This window comes from Ruegeria sp., assembly GCF_028066395.1.
Lineage (GTDB): Bacteria > Pseudomonadota > Alphaproteobacteria > Rhodobacterales > Rhodobacteraceae > Ruegeria.
This window is the reverse complement of record NZ_JALCBM010000020.1, coordinates 36,217-58,106: the sequence shown is the minus strand read 5'-3', so window position 1 is coordinate 58,106 and position 21,890 is coordinate 36,217. Positions and strand designations below refer to the sequence as shown.

21 protein-coding genes are annotated in these 21,890 nt (G+C 61.9%); 8 read left to right on the top strand and 13 right to left on the bottom strand.

What is annotated here, in order from left to right:
• Position 1: 1 nt before the first annotated feature.
• The 3 genes from kdsA to MPJ51_RS08770 are packed head-to-tail and all read right to left on the bottom strand — an operon-like array spanning position 2 to position 3,043.
• The gene (kdsA, locus tag MPJ51_RS08780; RefSeq protein WP_298384812.1) at positions 2 to 835 is read right to left on the bottom strand and encodes a 3-deoxy-8-phosphooctulonate synthase; all 834 of its coding nucleotides are present in this window, start codon (positions 833 to 835) and stop codon (positions 2 to 4) included.
• A gap of 5 nt (positions 836 to 840) precedes the next feature.
• Positions 841 to 2,406, bottom strand: a complete 1,566-nt coding sequence (locus MPJ51_RS08775) for a capsule biosynthesis protein (RefSeq protein ID WP_298384809.1) — start codon at positions 2,404 to 2,406, stop codon at positions 841 to 843.
• Positions 2,384 to 3,043: an ATP-binding cassette domain-containing protein gene (locus MPJ51_RS08770; RefSeq protein WP_298384806.1), complete on the bottom strand. Its 660-nt coding sequence runs from the start codon at positions 3,041 to 3,043 to the stop codon at positions 2,384 to 2,386. Before MPJ51_RS08770 ends, MPJ51_RS08775 begins: the two co-directional genes overlap by 23 nt.
• Positions 3,044 to 3,250: 207 nt before the next feature.
• Here MPJ51_RS08770 and MPJ51_RS08765 point away from each other — a divergent pair, with 207 nt between their 5' ends.
• Entirely contained in the window at positions 3,251 to 3,835 is a 585-nt protein-coding gene (locus tag MPJ51_RS08765; protein ID WP_298384803.1) for a uracil-DNA glycosylase family protein, read from the top strand.
• On the top strand, positions 3,832 to 4,620 hold the full coding sequence (locus MPJ51_RS08760; RefSeq protein ID WP_298384800.1) for an SseB family protein: 789 nt from the start codon (positions 3,832 to 3,834) through the stop codon (positions 4,618 to 4,620). Before MPJ51_RS08765 ends, MPJ51_RS08760 begins: the two co-directional genes overlap by 4 nt.
• Positions 4,621 to 4,627: 7 nt before the next feature.
• On the opposite strand, the gene yghU is transcribed toward MPJ51_RS08760, so the two are convergent.
• Positions 4,628 to 5,503, bottom strand: a complete 876-nt coding sequence (yghU, locus tag MPJ51_RS08755) for a glutathione-dependent disulfide-bond oxidoreductase (RefSeq protein ID WP_298384797.1) — start codon at positions 5,501 to 5,503, stop codon at positions 4,628 to 4,630.
• A gap of 236 nt (positions 5,504 to 5,739) precedes the next feature.
• On the opposite strand from yghU, the gene MPJ51_RS08750 reads away from it, so the two are divergent.
• Positions 5,740 to 6,258, top strand: coding sequence for a YHS domain-containing (seleno)protein (locus MPJ51_RS08750; RefSeq protein WP_298384794.1), 519 nt, complete (start codon positions 5,740 to 5,742; stop codon positions 6,256 to 6,258).
• An 89-nt stretch (positions 6,259 to 6,347) separates the two neighbouring features.
• On the opposite strand, the gene MPJ51_RS08745 is transcribed toward MPJ51_RS08750, so the two are convergent.
• A complete protein-coding gene (locus MPJ51_RS08745) occupies positions 6,348 to 7,004 on the bottom strand; it encodes a DnaJ domain-containing protein (protein WP_298384790.1) in 657 nt (218 codons plus the stop codon).
• Between the two features lie 226 nt (positions 7,005 to 7,230).
• Positions 7,231 to 8,097: a methylenetetrahydrofolate reductase [NAD(P)H] gene (metF, locus tag MPJ51_RS08740; RefSeq protein ID WP_298384788.1), complete on the bottom strand. Its 867-nt coding sequence runs from the start codon at positions 8,095 to 8,097 to the stop codon at positions 7,231 to 7,233.
• A 96-nt stretch (positions 8,098 to 8,193) separates the two neighbouring features.
• On the opposite strand from metF, the gene MPJ51_RS08735 reads away from it, so the two are divergent.
• Together MPJ51_RS08735 and MPJ51_RS08730 are read left to right on the top strand one after the other, a co-directional pair.
• Positions 8,194 to 9,099, top strand: coding sequence for a LysR family transcriptional regulator (locus tag MPJ51_RS08735; protein ID WP_298384785.1), 906 nt, complete (start codon positions 8,194 to 8,196; stop codon positions 9,097 to 9,099).
• A gap of 96 nt (positions 9,100 to 9,195) precedes the next feature.
• Complete coding sequence (locus MPJ51_RS08730) at positions 9,196 to 9,981, top strand: inositol monophosphatase family protein (RefSeq protein ID WP_298384782.1); 786 nt, start codon at positions 9,196 to 9,198, stop codon at positions 9,979 to 9,981.
• A gap of 103 nt (positions 9,982 to 10,084) precedes the next feature.
• On the opposite strand, the gene bhcD is transcribed toward MPJ51_RS08730, so the two are convergent.
• Genes bhcD through bhcA form a run of 4 tightly spaced genes read right to left on the bottom strand, consistent with a single transcriptional unit; the run spans position 10,085 to position 14,431 of the window.
• Positions 10,085 to 11,068 (bottom strand): iminosuccinate reductase BhcD, encoded by a 984-nt coding sequence (gene bhcD / locus MPJ51_RS08725; RefSeq protein WP_298384779.1) that lies wholly within the window; start codon positions 11,066 to 11,068, stop codon positions 10,085 to 10,087.
• A gap of 15 nt (positions 11,069 to 11,083) precedes the next feature.
• A complete protein-coding gene (bhcC, locus tag MPJ51_RS08720; protein WP_298384776.1) occupies positions 11,084 to 12,247 on the bottom strand; it encodes a 3-hydroxy-D-aspartate aldolase BhcC in 1,164 nt (387 codons plus the stop codon).
• Complete coding sequence (gene bhcB / locus MPJ51_RS08715) at positions 12,244 to 13,230, bottom strand: beta-hydroxyaspartate dehydratase BhcB (protein ID WP_298384773.1); 987 nt, start codon at positions 13,228 to 13,230, stop codon at positions 12,244 to 12,246. Before bhcB ends, bhcC begins: the two co-directional genes overlap by 4 nt.
• A gap of 10 nt (positions 13,231 to 13,240) precedes the next feature.
• On the bottom strand, positions 13,241 to 14,431 hold the full coding sequence (gene bhcA, locus MPJ51_RS08710) for an L-aspartate--glyoxylate aminotransferase BhcA (protein ID WP_298384770.1): 1,191 nt from the start codon (positions 14,429 to 14,431) through the stop codon (positions 13,241 to 13,243).
• A 190-nt stretch (positions 14,432 to 14,621) separates the two neighbouring features.
• Here bhcA and MPJ51_RS08705 point away from each other — a divergent pair, with 190 nt between their 5' ends.
• The gene (locus MPJ51_RS08705; protein WP_298384767.1) at positions 14,622 to 15,440 is read left to right on the top strand and encodes an IclR family transcriptional regulator; all 819 of its coding nucleotides are present in this window, start codon (positions 14,622 to 14,624) and stop codon (positions 15,438 to 15,440) included.
• Here MPJ51_RS08705 and MPJ51_RS08700 read toward each other — a convergent pair.
• Positions 15,437 to 16,180: a rhomboid family intramembrane serine protease gene (locus MPJ51_RS08700; protein ID WP_298384765.1), complete on the bottom strand. Its 744-nt coding sequence runs from the start codon at positions 16,178 to 16,180 to the stop codon at positions 15,437 to 15,439. The two genes, MPJ51_RS08705 and MPJ51_RS08700, sit on opposite strands and share 4 nt — an antisense overlap.
• Positions 16,181 to 16,222: 42 nt before the next feature.
• The gene (gene putA, locus MPJ51_RS08695) at positions 16,223 to 19,624 is read right to left on the bottom strand and encodes a bifunctional proline dehydrogenase/L-glutamate gamma-semialdehyde dehydrogenase PutA (RefSeq protein ID WP_298384825.1); all 3,402 of its coding nucleotides are present in this window, start codon (positions 19,622 to 19,624) and stop codon (positions 16,223 to 16,225) included.
• 102 nt (positions 19,625 to 19,726) lie between these two features.
• Here putA and MPJ51_RS08690 point away from each other — a divergent pair, with 102 nt between their 5' ends.
• Together MPJ51_RS08690 and MPJ51_RS08685 are read left to right on the top strand one after the other, a co-directional pair.
• A complete protein-coding gene (locus MPJ51_RS08690) occupies positions 19,727 to 20,215 on the top strand; it encodes an Lrp/AsnC ligand binding domain-containing protein (RefSeq protein ID WP_298384822.1) in 489 nt (162 codons plus the stop codon).
• Positions 20,216 to 20,245: 30 nt separating this feature from the next.
• Positions 20,246 to 20,812 (top strand): hypothetical protein, encoded by a 567-nt coding sequence (locus MPJ51_RS08685; RefSeq protein ID WP_298384762.1) that lies wholly within the window; start codon positions 20,246 to 20,248, stop codon positions 20,810 to 20,812.
• A gap of 41 nt (positions 20,813 to 20,853) precedes the next feature.
• On the opposite strand, the gene MPJ51_RS08680 is transcribed toward MPJ51_RS08685, so the two are convergent.
• Positions 20,854 to 21,890 (bottom strand): alkaline phosphatase PhoX (locus MPJ51_RS08680; protein ID WP_298384760.1); only part of this gene is annotated, 1,037 nt, incomplete at its 5' end.

The window sequence follows — 21,890 nt, the reverse complement described above, 5'->3', positions numbered from 1 at the left end:
GTTAAATCTGAATAGGGTTTTCTTTGGCCAGCGCATCAAAGCGCATCAATGTGTCGATGAGTTTGGGCATCTGATCGAGGTAGATCATGTTCGGCCCATCGCAGGGGGCGTTATCCGGGTCCTGATGGGTTTCCATGAACACAGCCCCGGCTCCGACCGCTACTGCCGCCCGGGCCATGACCGGCGCAAACTCTCGCTGCCCGCCCGAGGAGCCGCCTTGGCCGCCGGGCTGCTGTACCGAATGGGTGGCATCCATCACCACCGGATACCCGGTCTGGGCCATCTGCGGCAGCGACCGCATATCTGCCACCAGCGTGTTATAGCCGAAAGAGGTTCCGCGCTCGGTTAGCAGGATATTGTGATTGCCGGTGCTTTCGATCTTGGAGACGATATTCGGCATCTCCCACGGGGCCAGAAACTGACCCTTTTTGACGTTGATCACCGCGCCGGTATTGCCTGCCGCCAGCAGCATATCGGTCTGGCGACACAGAAATGCGGGGATTTGCAGCACATCCACGGCCTCGGCCGCGATGGCGCATTGGGCTTCGGTATGGACATCGGTCAGAACCGGGATGCCCATGGTCTTGCGAATGTCATCCAGCACCTTGAGACCGGCATCAATGCCCATGCCGCGCTTGCCCGACAGGGATGTGCGGTTGGCCTTGTCATAAGACGCCTTGAACACATATTGCGCGCCCGCCGCGTCGCAGGCTTCTTTCATGGTGCCCGCGATCATCTGGGCGTGGTCTGCCGTCTCAAGCTGGCAGGGGCCGGCGATGATGGTCAGCGGAAGATCGTTGCCGACCGTCAGGTCGGAGATTTTTACATGTTTCATGTGTCTTACGAGGATACCTGTTCACGAAGGACCGACGCGGTAAGCGAGATCATCAGGTAGATACCAGCAAACAACAGGAAAGCCAAAATCGTATTTTCGAACTTGCGCGGATAGCTGGGTTCGTCGCTGGGAACCGGGTTCACCGCGACTGTCAGGTAACGCACCTTGCGGTTGGCCTCGGTCCGGGTGGTTTCCATTTGCTGCATTGCAGTTTGCAGCATCATGTCACGGGCCGCCAGATCGGCCTGCGCCATCTGAACGCGCACGCTCAGCCGCGCCAGCGAGTTTTCGCCTGCCGACACATCCAGCATCTCGGCATTCAACTCTTCCAGCACAGTTTCAAGCCGGGCAATGTCGCGGCTGACGCCATCGACCTTGGCCTGATTTGGGCGGAGGTTGTCCAGCAGGGCGGCCAGTTCCAGCTCCTTGTCCTGCAGTTCGAACTCGAATTGATCGATGCGGCCGCGCAGGCTGCCGATGACGCTTTGCGGGTCCAGCACCGCGCCCTGCAATTGCAGGTTAATCAGCGCTTCCTGCGCTTTGCGGCGTTCTTCTTGCGCGGTTTCGAACCCTTTCAGGGCGTCGCGCATCTGATCTTCACGCTTCAATTCGCTGAGGCCGTTGATGGTTTCCTCGGCATAGGAAATCAACCGGCTGGACATATCGACGGCAATCTCGGGCGAGGGGGCCGCGACCTCCATCCGGATGATGCCGTCGGTCGGATCATACCCAATCGTTATCATGCGCGAATATAGCTTGTACGCTTCTTCAAGGCTGGCATCCGGTGCCAGCCGCTGAATCGGATCAATCCAGTCCTGCTGGAAAATCGCCGAAAACCTGACATCGCGTTCCAGCCGTTGCAGGGCGTCTTTGGACTCCAGAAACTCCTGCGTGGCCACCGAATCCTGTGCCGTGGCAAACTGCGTGCCCGACAGCAGCCCGCCGATCGAACCACCGCCGCCATCGGCCTGCAGAATCGAAAAGGCGGAGTCGCTGGCATACATTGGCGTCGCGACCCGGTAGAAATAATATCCAACAATCAGCGTCGGCAGGAACACAAACACCGCCAGCCGCGCGAACAGGGCAAACAGCTTGCGCTTGCGCCGCCGGGCCACGTCTTTCTGGATCTGCCCGATTTCATATTCACGCCGCTGCGCGGGGCTGAGTTCCGGCCCCGGCAGGTTTTCCGGTTTGCCCGTGATGGTCTGAGGCAGTTGAACCTTGACCGTATCGCGGGCCTCGGGCTGATCATTGGCGGCCATGGTCAGCAGGTTGGTGCGCTGAAACGGGTCGATCCCTTTTTCGCGCAGCAGACGCACCGCGTCGTAATCCGAGGCCGCCTCCAGCCCGTTTTTCTGCGCCAGCCGCCGGGCCACGCGCAGTTGCCGACCGGTCAGCCCCTCGCGCTTGATCGCCTCCAGATCGGTTGAGGGCTGTGTATCCTCCGCGCCGTCCTGACCCTGCGTCGCGCGCCTGATCCGAGAGATCGCGTCCGAGCGCGCCTCGGCCGTGCCCTTGCCCTGCGGGCCCGGGTCGGGGTTGTATTTCTTAGCCTTGGGTTTGGTAGTCATATAACTGTTTTGCCTCTTCCAAGGTTTCGAACATGTAAAGCTGACCGTCCACAAGGACCGCCGCCTGCCGGGCAAATTTCTCCAACACCGCCGGGTTGTGGGACACAATCACCAGAGTCGTGGTCCGCAGCCGGTCGCGCAGGATATCCCCGGCCTTCTTGTTGAATTCAACATCGGTGGTGGCGGGCATGCCCTCGTCGATCAGATACATGTCGAAATCCAGCGCCAGCATCAGCGCAAAGGTGAATCGCGCCTTCATCCCCGAAGAATAGGTGCCCAGCGGTTGGTCGAAATACTCCCCAAGATTGCATAGCCATCTACAATAGGCTTCGACGTAATCGGGGTCCATCCCATAGATTTTCGCGATATAGCGGGCATTCTCCAAAGCTGACAGACGTTTGGCCACCCCGCCGGTGAAGCCCATCGGGAAGGACACCCGGCACTCGCGCCGGATCACGCCCTCGTCGGGTTTTTCCAGCCCGGCCATCATGTTGATCAGGGTCGTCTTGCCGGTCCCGTTCGGGGCCAGAATGCCGATGGATTTGCCCAGTTCCACCCGGAACGAGACCTGATCCAGAATCACCTTGCGGCGGGTTCCGGTCCAGAAGGATTTGCTGACATTTTCAAATTCCAGCATGTGTGGCCTGCTCAGGTCATCCGTGGTGCGTCGGCTTAAATGCGGGGGTGCTACCGATCCATATTGGCCACATTATGTCGAAATATGAAACAAATGATCAATGCATTCCCATCGCATATCACGACAAGTGTGATGTTCCGGTGCAGTGTGGACCTGACCCGGATCATGCCTATCTTCACCGGGACGCTTTGAAAGCCACGGAGTGTGATGAGTTCCCTTAGCCGCGAAATCGAAGCCTGCCGCCTGTGCGCCGACCGGTTTGCCGCGACCGCAACGGCGCATCAGCCGCGCCCGGTCGTCTGGTTTCGACCCGGCGCGCGCATCCTGATCGCGGGGCAGGCGCCGGGCGCGCGCGTGCACGAATCCGGTCGCCCCTTTACCGATCCGTCAGGCGACCGCCTGCGCGATTGGCTGGGGGTGGACGAGGCGCTGTTCTATGACCGCTCGGTCGTGTCCATCGTGCCGATGGCCTTTTGTTTCCCCGGCTACAATGACCGCAAGGCTGATCTGCCGCCGCCGCCGCTGTGCCGCCGCACATGGCATGACAGGGTGATGGCGGAACTGGGCGATGTGCCGCTGGCCGTGCTGGTGGGTGGGCATGCCCATAGCTACCATTTGGGCGCGAAAACCCCGGTGACCGAGACTGTGCGCAGTTGGCGGGACCATGCGCCGCGCGTCTTTGCCTTGCCTCATCCGTCCTGGCGCAATACGGCTTGGCTGAAGAAAAACCCCTGGTTCGAGGCCGAGCTGCTGCCGGTTCTGCGCGCCCGGGTGCAAGAGGTTTTGCAATGACTGACGCCACAGCGCTGGACGCCGCCCACGCCACCATGCAGGCAGCGCCGCTGGATGACGCGGCCCGGCTGCGCTTTTTCGAACGGCTGGCCGATAGCGAGTTGTTCCTGATGCTAACGGAAGAGGCGCAGGATGAGAATATCTCGCCCGAGTTGTTCGACGTGGCCGATGGCCGGTTCGTGCTGGCCTTTGATCTTGAGGACCGTCTGGCCCGGTTCGCAGGTCGCCCGGTGCCGTATGTGGCCCTTTCGGGCCGGGTTCTGGCGTCGATGCTGTCTGGGCAGGGGATTGGGTTGGGGTTGAATTTGGATGTCGCACCATCGTCGATGCTGATCCCGGCCGAGGCGCTGGGCTGGCTCTCGTCCACCTTGCAGAACGGCCCCGAGGAGGTGCAGCAGCACCTGTCCGAATTCCTGCCGCCCGCCGGACTGCCGGACAGGTTGTTACAGGCGCTGGACACCAAGCTGGCAACCGCCGCTGGTCTGGCCGCTGCCGCCTTTCTGGTTGGAACGAAATCGGATAACGGCGGTCAGGGCCATTTGCTGGGCTTTGTTGCGGCAGTTGAGGGGGCGCAACCCGCGCTGGCCCGTGCGGTGTCTGAGGCGCTGACCTTTTCGGGGATCGAGGCCGGTGCGCTAGATGTGGGCTTTTTCGCCCCCGAGGACCCGGCGACGGCAGCCCTGTCCCGGGTGGGCTTGCGGTTCGATCTGCCCCAACCGCAAGCGCCGAAAATGGAAAAGGCCGCCCCAGGCAGTGACCCGGAACGACCCCCAATCCTGAAGTAACAGCGCGTTAGTCTGCTGGTTCCAGTTTGTCCTGAGTGCGGGTCTCAAAATCGCTGGCGTCATGGCGTTCATGCAGCTGCGTGTGCGGCTCGCCAAAGGCGCGATTGACCATGCGGCCACGTTGAACGGCGGGGCGGGCGTCGATCTCTTGCGCCCAACGCATGACGTTCTTGTACGAAGCAACGTCCAGAAATTCCGCCGCATCATAAAGACGGCCCAGTACCAGCTGCCCATACCACGGCCAGATCGCCATGTCGGCGATGGTGTATTCATCGCCCGCAATGAATGTCTTGTCGGCCAGTTCAAGGTCCAGCACGTGCAACTGACGTTTGGCCTCCATCGCGAAACGGTCGATCGGGTATTGCCATTTCTCGGGCGCATAGGCGTAGAAATGACCAAAACCGCCACCCAGATACGGCGCGCTGCCCATCTGCCAGAAGACCCAGTTCATCACCTCGGTCCGCTTGTGCCCGTCCTCAGGCAAGAAGGCCCCGAATTTTTCAGCCAGATGAAACAGGATCGAGGCGCTTTCGAATACTCGCACCGGTTCCTCACCCGAATGATCCCACAGAGCGGGGATCTTGGAGTTCGGATTGGCCCCGACAAAGCCCGAGCTGAACTGGTCACCTTCGCCGATATTGATCAGCCACGCATTGTATTCGGCCTCTTTATGGCCAAGGGCCAGCAGTTCCTCCAACATGACGGTGACCTTGACCCCGTTGGGGGTGGCCAGCGAGTACAGCTGCAGCGGATGCTTGCCGACCGGCAGGTCCTTGTCATGGGTGGCCCCGGCGATGGGGCGGTTGATATTGGCGAAACGTCCGCCGCTTTCGCTGTCCCAGGTCCAGACTTTCGGAGGGGTATAGGTCGTATCGTCGCTCATCTCATGCCTTTCTGTCCAATGGGGCGGCTGCCCTCACAGCTAATATTGCAAAATGCAATGTCCAGCCCTGTGTCGGGAAGTGTTTTTGTAACAATTCCCGGTCCGGACCCTCACGTTTCCTCGTCGGACATAACACCACCGCGAGGGGGACTTCGCAGCGGTCCAAAATTGCTTATTGTCATGCCAGTCCCGCCACGATGGCGCCCCTTAACAGTTGAAACAAGAGGATAGACCACATGAAACGCTTTGCCCTGACCTTTGCGGCGGCCATGGCCCTTGCCGTGCCGGCCTTTGCTGGCGACCAGTATGTTGACGGTACCGGTTTTGCCGTTTCCGGCTATGACGTTGTCGCCTATCGCAGCCTGGATCAGGTTCCTGTTGGCCAGTCGCAGCCCGAAGCCGTGCGTGGTCACGCTGATATCACGGCGGAATATAACGGCTCGACCTGGGCGTTTGCTTCGGAAGAAAACCGTGACAAATTCCTGGAAAACCCGGCTTATTACGCACCGCAATATGACGGCCACTGCGCCTATGGCGTGTCCAAAGGCGGTAAGGTTCCGGCCAACCCGCACCTGTGGCGCATCGTTGACGACAAGCTGTACCTGAACATCACCGATGTTGTGGTTGGCTTCTGGGAAGAAGACGTTCCGGGCAACATCAACCTGGCCGAAGGCAACTGGCCGGGCATCGATACCTCGGCGGCGTCGACCAGCGTGATCCCGAAATTCACCTCGGAAGGCCCGGTGACGAACTAAGCGTTCGACCCGAGTACACATGCAAAAAAGCCCGGCTGGACGCAGCCGGGCTTTCTGCAGCAGATGGTCACAGCCCCCATAGCTGGCGACTAGCTGGCCAGCCAGTAATCATCCTGCATCTGCTGATCCGAATCGAATCTGATCCTGACGCTGCGCGCGCCGGGAAACTTGCGCTCGCGCAGCGCGTCGGGGATCACAACCTCGCCCTGGCCCGAGTTTTTCGACTGAAAGGTCAGAACCTCAGCCTCGGCCTTGCGCGATCCGGCCAGAACCGAGGTCGGCAACGCCACCCGGTTTGACCCTTCGCTGACCGGTGTTTTGACGAAATAGGTCAAATCCCGCCCGAAACAGCCGATGGCGTCCGGGATGTGATCCGCCGGTGTATCGTCTCTTTTACCAGCCTGATCTGTCTCACCCCGGTCCGACATGTCCGGCAATGCCGGGTCAGGCGAGAGAAGATCGCGGCAGGCATCAAGGTCTGCGCGCGTCAGTTCCACAACCCGCTTGCGCAGTTGCGGACGGCGCGGCACCGCAGGCCCCGAGCGGTTCTGGGCGGTCAGCCCCTCCTTGCGCAGGAAATCATAAGCCGACTTCGCCTGCGCGAACCCGGAATAATCGCCCCCCGTGTGATCGGGATGGGCGTGAAAGGCCACAGTGCGCCAGGCCTCACGAATCTCGTCGGCACTGGCGCCCTGGGAAAGGCCAAGCGCCTCTAACGCTTCGGCCCGAGCCTTGATTTTGCTCATTGGCTCCATACTCAAAATACTCGTTACACACTACACAGGCTCCACTCTGCGTTGCGCCGCTTTTTTGTCAAATTTTACGGGGTATTGGCACGGGGTGGGGCAACAGTTTTCGGGGTTGGTTCGGAATTGTTGCCCAGAGTTGACGTTGCGGAATATGCGCAGCCATCACAAGAACGCCGCCCACACCAACAAACGCGGGTTGGGGCGGCGATTCCAGACGAAAGAATCAGGCGACGTTCTGCAATTCGGCCTGCGGCGTGATTCCCAAAGCGAAACATACGTCGCGGGTCAGTTCCGGACGGTTGAGCGTGTAGAAATGCAGCTTGTCGACGCCGCCGTCGATCAGGTCAGAGCACAGTTCGGTGCACAGCGCCGTGGCCAGCAGTTCTTCGCGGTCGTCCCGCAGGGCCTTGTCGAACGCCTGTTCCACCCATGCCGGAATGCGCGTGCCGCAGCGCTGGGCAAAGCGCCGAGCGCCTTTCCAGTTCTCGATAGGCAGGATGCCCGGCACGATGGGCTTGTCGATCCCCGCCTTGGCGCAGGCGTCGCGGAAGCGAAAGAACGTCTCGGCCTCGAAAAAGAACTGAGTCAGCGCCTCATCTGCGCCGGCGTCCAGTTTGGCCTTCAGCCAGTCGACATCGGTGCGGGCATTCTGCGCCTCGGGGTGGATATCGGGATAGGCACCGACGCGGATGGCGAACATTTCGGTTTCGGCCAGCGCTTGGATCAACTCGACCGAATGGGCAAACCCCTCCGGGTGCGGCCGGAACCGGTCCTGCCCTTTGGGCGGGTCACCGCGCAGGGCCACAATGTCCTGCACGCCCGCGCGCGCAAACTGATCGGCAATCTCCAGCGTTTCCTGGCGCGAGGCGTCCACGCAGGTCAGATGCGCCGCCACAGGCAGGCCCGAGGATTTGTGCAGGGTTGCCACCGCATCCCGGGTCAATTCTCGTGTGGTGCCGCCTGCACCATAGGTAACGGATACGAAGCGGGGGGACAGCGGAGCCAGCGTCTGCACTGTGTCCCACAGGCGAAACGACGCCTCCAGCGACTGGGGGGGAAAGAACTCAAAGGAAATCTCGGGCTTGGTCATCGGTGCCTCATCTACAAAGGATTAATGACCTTGTGGCACGGGATGAATTGTGAGACAAACTCATATTATTCATCTCCAACATGAGTTTCATGTGAAATGCATATCGAATTTCGTCATCTGCGCACCATCAAGGCCATCCACGAATGCGGCGGGCTGGCCCGCGCGGCAGATCAGCTGAACATCACGCAATCGGCGCTGAGCCATCAGATCAAGGGGCTGGAGGATCAGGCCGGAGTGGAACTGTTCCTGCGCCGGTCGAAACCGATGAAACTGTCGGCGGCGGGGTTGCGCCTGCTGCGGCTGGCCGAACAGATCCTGCCGCAGGTCGAGGCGATGCAGGAGGAGTTCTCCTCCTTGCGTGACGGGCGCACAGGGCGGATGCATATCGCGATCGAATGCCACGCCTGTTTCGAATGGTTGTTCCCGGTGCTGGAAGGGTTCCGCAAATCCTGGCCCGATGTGGATGTCGATATCCGCCCCGGACTGGCTTTCGACGCCTTGCCCGCGCTGCAAAAGGAAGAGGTCGATCTGGTCGTCTCCTCCGACCCCGAAAGCCTGCCGGGCGTCGAGTTTGTCGAGCTGTTCGACTATAACGCCGTGTTCGTGGCCGCATCCGCGCACCCGCTGGCCGAAAAACCCTATATCGAGGCCGAGGATTTTCGCGGCCAGACCCTGATCACCTATCCGGTGGAACGCACCCGGTTGGACGTGTTCAGCCAACTGCTGATCCCCGCCCGCGTAGAACCCGCGACGATCCGGCAGGTGGAACTGACCGCCGTGATCCTGCTGCTGGTGGCGTCGAACCGGGGGATTTCTGTGCTGCCGGACTGGGTGGTGCGCGAGGTCAAGTATAACTCGGACTACGTCACCCGCCCGTTGACGAAAGAGGGGATCACCCGCAGGCTTTATGCAGCGGTCCGGTCCGAGGATCTGGAAAAACCCTTTGTGCAGGAACTGGTGAAACTGGCCCGGACCGAGGCGCGCAAACTGCAGGCGCAATAGTCGCTGGGCGCGGGTCTGGTATGCGCATCATTCCTCTTGGCAAGGGCGCGATGCATCAGTATACGCGCGGTTTGACCGGACAGGAGCCTTGAGACAATGGTTGGCAGTGCAAATCTCAACATCATGATGAAAGCCGTGCGCAAGGCGGGGCGGTCTTTGGTCAAGGATTTCCGTGAGGTCGAGAACCTGCAGGTGTCGATGAAAGGCGCCGGCGATTTTGTGTCGAAGGCTGATATCGCTGCCGAGAATATCCTGAAAGAAGAGCTGCTTGGTGCCCGCCCGACCTATGGCTGGCTGGGCGAAGAAGGCGGCGGTCAGGATGGCGAGGACCCCACCCGCCGCTGGATCGTCGACCCGCTGGACGGCACCACCAACTTTCTGCACGGGCTGCCGCACTGGGCGGTGTCCATTGCGCTGGAGCACAAGGGCAAGATCGTCGCCGGTGTGATTTATGACGCCGCCAAGGACGAGATGTTCTTTGCCGAAAAAGGCGAGGGCGCGTGGATGAACGACATGCGCATCCGCGTCTCGGGCCGCCACCGGATGATTGAGTCGATCTTTGCCACCGGTCTGCCCTTTGGGGGCCGCTCCGATCTGCCTGCGACTTTGCAGGATCTGGCGCGTCTGATGCCCGCCTGCGCCGGTGTGCGCCGCTGGGGTGCCGCGGCGCTGGACATGGCCTATGTCGCCGCCGGTCGGTATGAGGGGTTCTGGGAACGCCGTCTGAACGCCTGGGACATGGCCGCCGGGATCATAATCGTCAAAGAGGCGGGTGGTTTCGTGGAGGCGCTGAACCCCGAGGGCAGCGTGCTGGACGACGGCGAGGTGATTTGCGCCAACGAGCCGATCTTTGACACATTTGCCAAGGTGATCCGAGGCTGAGGATGTGATCTGACGCTGCGCGTCAGTGCCTTCGGCGAGAGTATTTTTGAAAAGATGAAGAGGCGCGCCGCTTGGGAACAGGTGGCGCGCGTTTTATTGGGGGTCAGAGCAGGGCGCGTTGGGCCTTGCCCGTTTCGGCGGCGCGTCGTGCGGCGACCGATGCGACGGCCAAATCCTGCAGGCCGACGCCGGTGCCGTCGAACAGGGTAATCTCATCCGCGTTGCTGCGCCCGGGGTGGTCGCCGTTGATCACCGCGCCGATCGGCGTGATGGCAGTTTCGGTCAAGCTGCCTGCGGCCACGGCGTGTTGCGCCTCGCCGATGGTGACGGATTGAGCGACCTCGTCGGTGAAAACGGTCGCGGTGGCGAGCAGATCGGGGTCGACCTCCATCTTGCCTTTGGTGTCGGTGCCCATGCAGGCCAGGTGGGTGCCGGGTTTGATCCAGTCTTTCATCAGCAGCGGTTCAAAGGCCGAGGTGATGGTGATGATCACATCCGCTTGCGCGCCCAGTTCCTGCTGGCTGACGGCTTCGAACTCCAACCCGATCTCTTCTGCAACCGCGCCCAGACGGGGTAGCATGTCGGGATGCGGGTTCCAGGCTACGACCCGCTCGAAATCGCGTTGCTCGGCGGCGGCGCGCAGTTGGAAGGTGGACTGATGTCCGGCCCCGACCATGCCCAGAACCTTGGCGTCCTTGCGGGCCAGATGGGCGATGGATACGGCGGATGAGGCTGCCGTGCGTACCGCCGTCAGGTAATTGCCGCCGACCAGAGCGGACAACCGCCCGTTATCGGGGTCGAATAGAAACACCGTGGATTGATGGTTCGTCAGGCCCTTATCGGCATTGCCCGGCCAATAGCCGCCGGACTTGACGCCCAGCACTTGCCCGTCCCGGTCAAAGCCGGATTTGAACCCGTAAAGCGCGTCGGCATATCCCAGTGCCTCGCGCACCACCGGAAAATTGCGGGCACCGCCTCTGGCCATGGCGGCAAAGACCGATTGCACCGCGTCAAAGGCCTGTTCCCGTCCGACCAGTTGCTGGCACAGGTCCTCGCCCACGATCAGCAGGCCATCTTGCGTGTTCATGGCATCCTTCATTGTTCAATACGCCTTGCCACGGGCCGAGACTGGCCACAGGGTTTCGACCTTGCCGTTCCGAACGCCAACATACCAGTCATGGACGTTGCAGGTGGGGTCGCAATGCCCCGGCACCAGACGCAGCTTGTCGTTCACCTTGAGCACCCCGTCCGGGTCGCCGATCACCCCATGCTCATCCGAGCATTTGAGGTATTCCACATCGTCGCGCCCATAGATGAACGGCAGCCCGCTATCGACCGATTGCGCCTTGAGGCCCGCATCGCAGATCGCCTTGTCCGCTTTGGCGTGGCTCATGATGCTGGTCAGGATGAACAGCGCGTTTTCCCATTCGCCCTGATCGATCCGCTGGCCATTCTCATCCAGAATGCGGCCATAATCGGCGTCCATGAAGGCGTAAGAGCCGCATTGAAGCTCATTATAAACGCCCGAATTGCTCTCGAAGTAATACGACCCCGTTCCGCCGCCCGAGACCAGTTCGCAGGAGATGCCTTCGGCCTTGAGGCCCTCCACCGCGTCGCGGACCATGGCGATAGCCGTGTCCAGTTTTTCCTTGCGCGCCTCATAGGTGTCGAGATGCTGCATCGCGCCCTGATAGGCCTGAATGCCGGTGAAAGACAGGTTCGGTGCGGCTTCGACGGCCTTGGCGATGGCAATCACGTCTGCGGTGGTGGTGACCCCGCAGCGACCAGCGCCGCAGTCGATTTCAACGAACACCTCCAGCTGCGTGCCGTGGCGCTGCGCTGCTTCGGACAGATCGGCGACATTCTCGATATCATCGACGCAGACGATGGTACGCGCGCCCAGCTTGGGCAGGCGGGCCAGACGGTCGATCTTGGCCGGGTCGCGCACCTGGTTCGACACCAGAATGTCCTTAATGCCGCCGCGTGCGAAGACCTCGGCCTCAGACACCTTCTGACAGCAAACGCCCACCGCGCCGCCCAGCTTTTCCTGCAGCTTGGCCACATCCACCGATTTGTGCATTTTGCCATGCACCCGGTGACGCATCCCATGCGCCTTGGCATAATCGCCCATCTTGGTGATGTTCCGCTCCAACGCGTCCAGATCAAGGATCAGGCAGGGCGTTTGAATCTCGGACTCATCCATGCCGATGGCGGCGGGGATGTCAAAGCCGACCTCCAGTTCATCGAGTTTCACCGGTTTGTTCATGTCGTTCCTCCTTGCCCGGTCAGCCAGGGCAGTTTGTCCAGATCCACATTGCCGCCGGTGATGATCACGCCGACGCGCTTGCCCCGGAACACGCCGGGGTTCTTGAGAATGGTGGCCAGCGGGACGGCCGAGGACGGCTCCATCACCACCCGCAGGTATTTCCAGGTCAGCTTCATGGCCTCGATGATCTCGGCGTCCGAGGCGGTGAAGATGTCGGTCACGTGGTTCGACACGAAGTACCAGGTGTTTTCTTTAAGCGGCACCAGCAGCCCGTCCGCCACGGTTTTGGGTGCGTCATCGGCGATGATGTGACCGGCCTTGAAGGACCGATAGGCGTCATCCGCCTGTTCCGGTTCCGCTGCATAGATCGCCGTCTGCGGGGCCAGATTTGACACGGTCAGGCAGGTGCCCGACACCATGCCGCCACCACCGATGGGCGCGATCACCGCGTCCACGCCGCCGGTCTGGTCCAGCAACTCGGCCGAGCAGGTGGCCTGACCCGCGATCACGCGCGGATCGTTATAGGGGTGGACAAATTCGCCGCCGGTGCGGGCCTGCACCTCGGCAAAGGTGGCCTCGCGCGATGAGGTCGAGGGTTCGCATTCCGTGATCGTCCCGCCATAGCGGCGCACTGCATCCTTCTTGGCCTGCGGGGCGGTGCGTGGCATCACCACGTTGCAGGGGATGCCACGGCGGCCTGCGGCGTAGGACAGTGACAGGGCGTGATTGCCGCTGGAATGGGTGCAGACGCCCTTGTCGGCCATCTCCTCGGGCAGGCCAAAGACTGCGTTGCAGGCACCGCGTACCTTGAAGGCTCCGGCCTCCTGAAAGTTCTCGCATTTGAAGAACAGCTGCGCGCCGGTCAGGTCGTTCAGATGGTCCGAGGTCAGGACCGGCGTCTGCCGGATATGTGGTTTGATCCGCGCATGAGCCGCGCGCATATCCTCGACAGTCAGGTCGGCGGCTGAGATTTGGTCCAACATGCCGCCCTCCCTATGCCGCTGCCCGGGCATGGCCGGATGGGCCTGCGCGAAAGTAATCCTGCGCGGCGGCCACGCCGCTGCCCAGCGTGATGGGATAGTCCAGATCGGCCATGGCCATCTCGATGGTCGCAAGGCCGGACAGGACCATGACATCAGTCAGGCTGCCCAGATGGCCGATGCGGAAGGCCTTGCCGTTCAACTGCCCCAGCCCAACCCCGAAGGACACGCCATAGGCGTTGAAGGCATGATCGGTCAGGGCGTTGCTGTCGAACCCATCGGGCACATAAATCGCGCTGACGGTGTCCGAATACAGACCGGGGTCCTGCGCGACCAGCTTCAGCCCCCAGGCATCTACGGCGCAGCGCACGCCTTCGGCCAGCCGGAAGTGGCGGGCATAGACATTGTCCAACCCTTCCTCGAACAGCATCGTCAGGCTTTCACGCATGCCATAGATCAACTGCAGGGGAGGGGTGTACGGGAACCCTCCGGTCGCGTTTGCAGACATCATATCATTGAAATCAAAGAAGGTTCGGGGCAGTTTGGCCGTCTCCATCGCCGCCAGCGCCTTGGGGCTGACGCACAGGATCGCCATGCCGGTCGCCAGCATGAACCCTTTTTGCGAGCCGGAAACGGCGATATCGACACCCCAACCGTCAAATTCAAACGGCATCGAAGCCAGAGAGCTGACGCAATCCACAAACAGCATCGCAGGATGCTTAGCGTTATCCATTGCCTGACGCACTGCAGCAATGTCCGAGCGTACTCCAGTGGCGGTCTCGTTGTGGGTTACCAGAACGGCGCGAATCTCGTGGTTCGTATCAGCGGCGAGGGTTTCCCCGAACTTGTCCGCTGGTGCACCGCTGCCCCACGTGCAGTCGATCACCTGCACGTCCAGCCCGTGTCGCTGGCACAGATCGATCCAGCGATGGCTGAACACGCCATAGCGCGCCACCAGCACCTTGTCGCCGGGGCTGAGGGTGTTGGTCACCGCCGCCTCCCACCCACCGGTGCCGCTGGCGGGGAAGGTGACGATCTGGCCGTCGGTAGTGCCAAAGACCTTTTTGGTGCCTTCGAGCACCGGCGCAAAGGTTTCGACGAAATCCGGCGCGCGGTGGTCCTGAGTCTGCACCTGCATGGCCAGACGCAGGCGGTCGGGAATGTTTGTGGGGCCTGGAATAAAGACCGGGTTCTGGTTTGACATCATCATGTCCTCCGCTTTGGACAGAAGTGTCGCTGGTTTCCTTATTACGTGCAATTTTCTTGAAAAATATTTTCATTTATTCGATAAAATACGCAAAGTGCTGAAAAACATGGGTTTTCAGTTTCTCATTCCCGGCTTTTTGTTTTGCCGGGTTTTTCAAAGTTTGACCGTCGGCCAGAAAAAGGGGGATTTGAGGATGCAGAAAAGACCGCGGGGCAGGCCGAAATCGCTATTCAAGGAAAGCTCGGCCGGGACGATGCAATCGTTGGACCGGGCACTGGGCGTGCTGACCTCGGTGGCCCGGCTGGAACGCGCCGCGCTCAGCGATCTGGCGCGTGAGATCGGGGTGCCCACGGCCACCACTCACCGTATCCTGACGACGTTGCAGAAACACGGCTTTGTCGCCTTTGACGAGGAACGGCAGGAATGGATGATCGGGATCGAGGCGTATCGCACCGGCGCCGCCTATCTGCGCCGCAGCAGCGTGCTGGAGATCGGCAGGCCGATCCTGCGCCGATTGATGCAAGACAGTGGTGAGACCGCCAATCTGGCCGTGCCCGACGGGGCCGAGGTTGTCTTTGTCGGGCAGGTCGAAACCCCCAACCCGATCCGCGCCTTCTTTCCGCCCGGCGCGCGGACGCCGATGTATGCCTCGGGCACCGGTAAGGCGATTCTGGCGGCGCTCAGCGATGCCGCCTTGACCAGGGTGTTGAGTGATACAGATCCGGTGGCCTTTACCGATCACACAAGGTTGCCGGGCACCGGCCTAAAGGATGACCTGTCGGCCACCCGTGCGCGGGGCTGGTCCCATGACCGCGAGGAACGCTATCAGGGTATGTCCTGCATCGGGGCCGCGATCTTTGACAGTAAGGGAGAGCCCTGCGCGGGCATCTCGGTCTCAGGTCCCACCGTCCGGTTCAACGAAGAACGCGTGCCGGAACTGGCTGCGCTGGTGACGCGGGCCGCGCGGGACATCACACATCTCAGCGGCGGGCAAAACCCCGATTAACGCCGCCGGATTTTCGGAATGCGCGAGGCGGAGAGTTTGTATTCATGCTCGGGATGTGGCGGATGCCCGTGGGTGCGGTTCCAATAAGCGGTCCCGCCGCGCCGTAGCCACAACGGGATGCACAGGATCAGCCCGACAACGAACCCACCCGTATGCGCCCAATAGGCCACGCCGCCCTCGTCGGGGTTGCTGGACAAACTGCCCACGAACTGAAGGCCCAGCCAGACGCCCAGCATCACAAAGGCCGGGATCGAGAAGACGCGGAAATAGACGATCAGGATCAGCAGGATATCCACCCGGGCGCGGGGGAACAGCAGAAGATATCCCCCCATCACTCCGGCAATTGCGCCCGATGCGCCGATTGTGGGCACGACCGAATCCGGTGCGGTCACAACATGGATCAGCCCCGCGCCGATTCCGGCGACCAGATAGAACAGCAGGAAGGGCAAGTGGCCCATCTCGTCTTCCAGATTGTCACCGAAGATCCACAGAAACAGCATGTTCCCGGCCAGATGCATCCAGCCGCCATGCAGGAACATCGACGTCACCAGTGTTTCCAGCGCGACGCCGTCGGCAATCCGTGCCGGGATGATAGCATAGTCGAAATAGAACCGGTTGATCAGGCGCGCATCATCCATGATTCCCGCATAGCTGAGAAAGATCAGGATGTTGGCGGCCATCAGCGTGTAGACGACAAAGGGCACGCGGCCCGAGGGGTTGTGATCGCGGATCGGAAACATGCCGCGACGCTGGGCTTTTCGCAGCCCAGCGTCAAGGTCAGGTTATGCCGCACCTCCCAAAAGTGCGGCGTTGCCGCCCGCCGCCGTCGTGTCGACGCAGACGTGACGTTCCCCCAGAACGCGCGCCCGGTCGGGCAGGCCGGGGATCAGCGGCAGGATCGGGCCGGTGCGGCGGGCCAGATGGTGCTCAATCTTGCGCGCGGTATCCGCGTCACCCCACCACAGGACGCCCGAGATGCCTTCGATGTTTTCCAGCCTGTGCAGGTCCAACGCCCCGGTGGCGCGGATCGCGGTGCCCCCCAGCGCTTTGACCGCACCCACCTGCGCTTGCGCGGCCTCGGGTCCCGGTCCCATGCACAGCAGAGGCAGGCGGGGATACTCGCTGAGGCGGTTTGATTCGCCGGTCGGGCCGGGCAGGGATCGGGTTTGAACGGCGGCGGGCTGGCCCTCGGGCGCGGGCAGGTCGGCCATTGTGCCCTGCCATTGGTCGGAGACCGCCTGCCGGTCGGGCGCACAGAACCGCGCCATGTAGTTTGGGCCACCTGCCTTGGGTCCAGTGCCGGATAACCCTTCGCCGCCGAAAGGTTGCGAGCCGACAATGGCGCCGATCTGGTTGCGGTTGACATAGATGTTGCCCGCGTGGATCGCCTCGGTCACGTGTTGCACCCTGTCGTCGATCCGTGTGTGCAGGCCGAAGGTCAGCCCGTAGCCGGTGGCGTTGATGTCCGCGATGATGTTGTCGATAGCCTGTGCCTTGAAACGGGCGACATGCAGGACAGGGCCGAAAATTTCCCGATCTAGCGCGGCGATGCCGGGGATTTCGATCAGGGTGGGGGCAACGAATGTGCCTTCGGGCGGCAGGGGCAGTTCCTTCAGCACCCGCCCTTCGTTACGGGCACGGGCGACGTGGTCGGCGATGCCTTGGCGGGCCTGATCGTCGATGACCGGGCCGCAATCGGTTGAGATCAGCCACGGCTCTCCCACCTGCAGCGCATCCATGGCACCGGTCAGCATGGTCAGCACGTCATCGGCGATGTCTTCCTGCAGATACAGGCATCGCAGGGCGGAACAGCGCTGCCCGGCGGATTGAAACGCGCTTTCGATGATCGACTGGACGGCCTGTTCCGGTAGCGCGGTGCTGTCCACGATCATTGCGTTCAGCCCGCCGGTTTCAGCGATCAGAGGTGTGCCGGGGCGCAGGTTTTCGGCCATCGCAGCGCGGATTTTCTGCGCCGTCGCGGTCGAGCCGGTAAAGGCCACGCCCGAGACGCGCGCATCCGAAGTCAGCGCCGCCCCAACCGCTGGTCCACCGGGCAGCAATTGCAGCGCGTCGCGGGGCACCCCGGCCTCGTGCATCAGCTGCACCGCGCGATGGGCGATCAGCGGGGTTTGCGGGGCCGGTTTTGCCAGCACCGCGTTTCCGGTCGCCAATGCGGCGGCAATCTGGCCCGAGAAGATGGCCAGCGGGAAATTCCACGGGCTGATGCAGGTAAAGACCCCGGCGGGATTGGCGTCGGGGATGTTGGCTGCGTAATAGCGCAGGAAATCCACCGCCTCGCGCAGTTCAGATATCGCATCGGGCAGGGATTTCCCGGCCTCGCGGGCCAAAAGGGCGAAGAACTCGCCAAAATGTGCCTCATATAGATCGGCGGCGGCGTTCAGGATACGGGCGCGATCCTCTGGCGCGGCGTCCCACGGGTGCGCGGTGGCCAGTGCCAATTCAACGTCGTGCGCGCTGGCCGGGGCGACCGCGCCGGGGCGGTCTTGCGGCTGCGCTGGGTTGATCACCGGTTGGTCCGGGTCTGGTTTGGCATCCCCGGACAGCAGAGGCTGGGCGTACCAGTGATGCGCCCGGAATTCATCCCGCGCGGCCTCGATCCGGTCAAGTGTCGGGGTGTGATGCAGATCGAAGCCTTTCGAATTCGGGCGCTCGGGCGCGTATAGCTCGGGTCCGGTAGGCAGGGGTGTTGCCTGCGTATGAATGGCCTCGAACGGATCGGCGGCGACCTCTTCGGGCGGCACGTCCTCGTCCACGATCTGGTTCACGAAGGATGAATTCGCGCCGTTTTCCAGCAGGCGCCGCACCAGATAGGCCAACAGGTCGCGATGCGCGCCGACCGGGGCATAGATGCGACAGCCGGTGGTGTGCCCGGCCTTGACGATCTGATGAAGGGTTTCGCCCATCCCGTGCAGACGCTGGAATTCAAAGGGTTGCCCATCGGCCATGTGCAGGATGGCGCTGACCGTGTGGGCGTTATGGGTGGCGAATTGCGGATAGATGCGGTCGGTCATCCCCAGCAGCTTGCGCGCATTGGCGATGTAGGACACATCGGTCGCCGCTTTCTGCGTGAAGACCGGGAAACCGTCGACACCTTCGACCTGCGCCCGCTTGATCTCGGTATCCCAATAGGCGCCCTTGACCAGACGGACCATCAGCTTGCGGTCGTGACGCTGGGCCATGTCGTAGAGCGTATCCAGCACCAGACCGGCGCGCGGGCCGTAAGCCTGCACCACGATGCCGAACCCGTCCCAACCGGCCAGAGCAGGTTCGGCCAGAACGGTGTCGATCACCTGCAGGGACAGCGATAGGCGGTCGGCCTCTTCGGCGTCCACATTCAGACCCATTCCGGCGGATTTCGCGAGCAAAGCCAGCGAGCGGAGACGAGGAACCAGCTCCTCCATCACACGCTGTTCCTGCGCCAGTTCGTAGCGCGGGTGCAGGGCTGACAGCTTGACCGAGATACCGGGATTGGCGCGGATGTCATCCTCGGTGCAGGCTTCGGCAATCGCGGCGATGGCGCGGGAATAGGACAGGTGATAGCGGGCGGCGTCGGCCTCGGTCCGCGCCGCTTCGCCCAGCATGTCGTAGGAATAGGTATAGCCCTTGTCCTCCATGCCTTGGGCGCGGGCCATGGCGGATTGGATCGTCTCACCCAGAACGAACTGACGGCCCATTTCCTTCATCGCGCGACCCACTGCGGTGCGGATCACCGGCTCACCCAGCCGTTTGATCGCCCCGCGCAAGGCGCTGACGGGTGAGGGTTTGCCGTCATCCAGAACCCGGCCAGTCAGCATCAGCGCCCAGGTGGACGCATTGACCAGCGAGGATGAGGACTGCCCCAGATGCTTACCCCAGTCCGAAGGCGCGATCTTGTCCTCGATCAGCGCGTCGATGGTATCTGCGTCCGGCACACGCAGCAGCGCCTCGGCCAGACACATCAGCGCCACGCCTTCGTCGGTGGACAGGCCATATTCGGCCAAAAACACCTCCATCATCCCCGGAGACGTGCCGGATCGTATATCGCGCACCAGCCGGGCGGCGGCGTCGCAGATGGCCTGCCGGTCGGCAGGGGCCAACGCGGCCTGCTCCACCAGTTCCGCCAGCACGGTGGATTGGTCGGCATAGGTGTGAGTGTCGATCAGGGTGCGCAGGGTATGAGACATGTATCCTCCGGTCTTTTGAGGAGTATACATGCGAATTTCCGGGACAATCGGTTGATTTTCTATATTCTGCCGGTCGATGTGCTGAATTTCACGGGAACGGCGATGCAAAAGAACTTTCCGAGGTTGGACCGGTATGATCAGGCGATATTGACGATTCTGGCCGGGGATGGTCGGATTTCCGTTGCCGATCTGGCGCGGCGGATCGGGTTGTCGAAATCGCCAACCCAGGCGCGGCTGAAACGGTTGGAGGCCGAGGGCATCATCACCGGCTATCGCGCCCTGCTTGATCCGATCCGGCTGGGTCTGGATCACGTGGCCTTTGTCGAGGTGCGCCTGTCCGACACCCGCGAAAAGGCGCTGGGTGAGTTCAACGCCGCCGTGCGCGGGATCGCCGAGATTGAGCAAGCCCATATGATCGCGTCGAATTTCGACTATCTGCTGAAAGTGCGCACCGGGTCGATGTCGGAATACCGTGCGGTGCTGGCCGAGAAGATCTCGGCCCTGCCGCATGTGGCCAACACATCGACCTTTGTGGCGATGGAAGCGGTGAAAGAGGCCGGATTGTCCGGTGCGATTGACCCCGACAGTTGACGGGTTCGCTTTCGGCCCCATCATTGGGGGATGAAACGGGTTTTTATAGCAGCGTTGATGATCACCGGGTTGCCCGTCTTGGCGGTTGCCGAAACCTGTCCGGCTGCGCCGGATCACATCGCGGGCATTGATGCATTGCTCGCACAAACGCAGGCGGCGACCTCTCAGGCCGATGCGCGAGTCTTCTCGGGCCAGATGTGGGAGCTGTGGACCGACGCCCCGGATGCGCGGGCGCAAGTGTTGCTGGATCGCGGTATGCGGATGCGTGAGGCGTGGGATTTGACCGGTGCGTTGGTCGAACTGAACACGCTGGTGGAATACTGCCCCGCCTATGCCGAGGGCTATAATCAGCGCGCCTTTGTCAATTACCTGCAGCAGGATTTTGCGGCGGCCCTGCGCGACCTGGATATCGCGATTGAACTCTCACCCAACCATGTCGCGGCGCTGAGCGGGCGGGCCTTGTCCCTGTTGGGCCTGCAACGGTTGGAGGAGGCGCGGGACGCCTTGAACTACGCCTTGCAACTGAACCCGTGGCTGTCTGAGCGGGCCCTGTTGGAGCCGGGCGGGCTGTTGGACCCGCCAGGCGAGGATATCTGACGGTGAAACGCCCCCGAGAAGACCCGGGGGCGCTCAATAGCCTAGCCGACCAGTCCGTTATCATCTCGCTTGATCGCAATGACCGATGAACGCGGCGTGCCGCCATCAGGCCAGTTACTGCCGGGATGCTGGATGCCAACAAACATGGTGCGCCGATCGGTGGACCAGGCCAGCCCCGTCACCTCGCACCCGTTTGGGCCGGTCATGAAACGCACGATCTCGCCGGTTACCGGGTCACCAACCAGCATCTGGTTGTTGCCGTTGCCTTCGAAATCGCCCTCGTTATTGTCCTTGCCGTCAGTCTGTATCCAGACCAGCCCGGTTGAATCGATGGCCATGCCGTCAGGCGAGTTGAACAGGTTTCCCTCGTTCACATTGGCCGATCCGGCGCGAGTGTCGGAATGCACGGTCGGGTTGCCCGCCATCACATACAGATCCCAGTCGAACCCGTCAGCGGCGTGATCCTCATCCACCGGGCGCCAGCGTACGATCTGGCCGTATTTGTTGGCCTCGCGCGGGTTGGGGCCGTTGGCAGCGGTATCGTCACCCCCGGCATTTGGCTTCACGCCCCGGTTCTTGTTGTTGGTCAGGCAGCAATAGGCCTCGACCGCGACGGGGCTGGTGGCGACCCATTCGGGGCGATCCATGGTGGTGCCACCCGCAGCCGAGGCCGCCATGCGGGTGAAAATCAGGATCTCGGCCGCGTCCATGCCGGTGGTGTCCGGCGTCAGAGGCAGCCATTCCCCCGTCATGTCATCGTTGAACTTGGCGACATACAGCGTACCGTCATTCAGCAGGCTCTCGGTTGCCGCGCCCGGCTGATAGGTGCGGTTCGAAACGAAACGGTAGAGATACTCGCCCCGCTCATCATCGCCCATATAGACGACAACGCGCCCGTCTTTGGCCAAGGCGACCTCGGCGTTTTCGTGTTTGAAACGGCCCAGGCCGGTGTGCTTGACCGGCGTGCTGTCGGGTTTGGTCGGGTCGATTTCCACAATCCAGCCCGCGCGGTGGGGTTCGTTGGGGTTTTTCGAGGTGTCGAACCGAGGATCGAACAGTTCGTAGCCGTTCCAGCTTT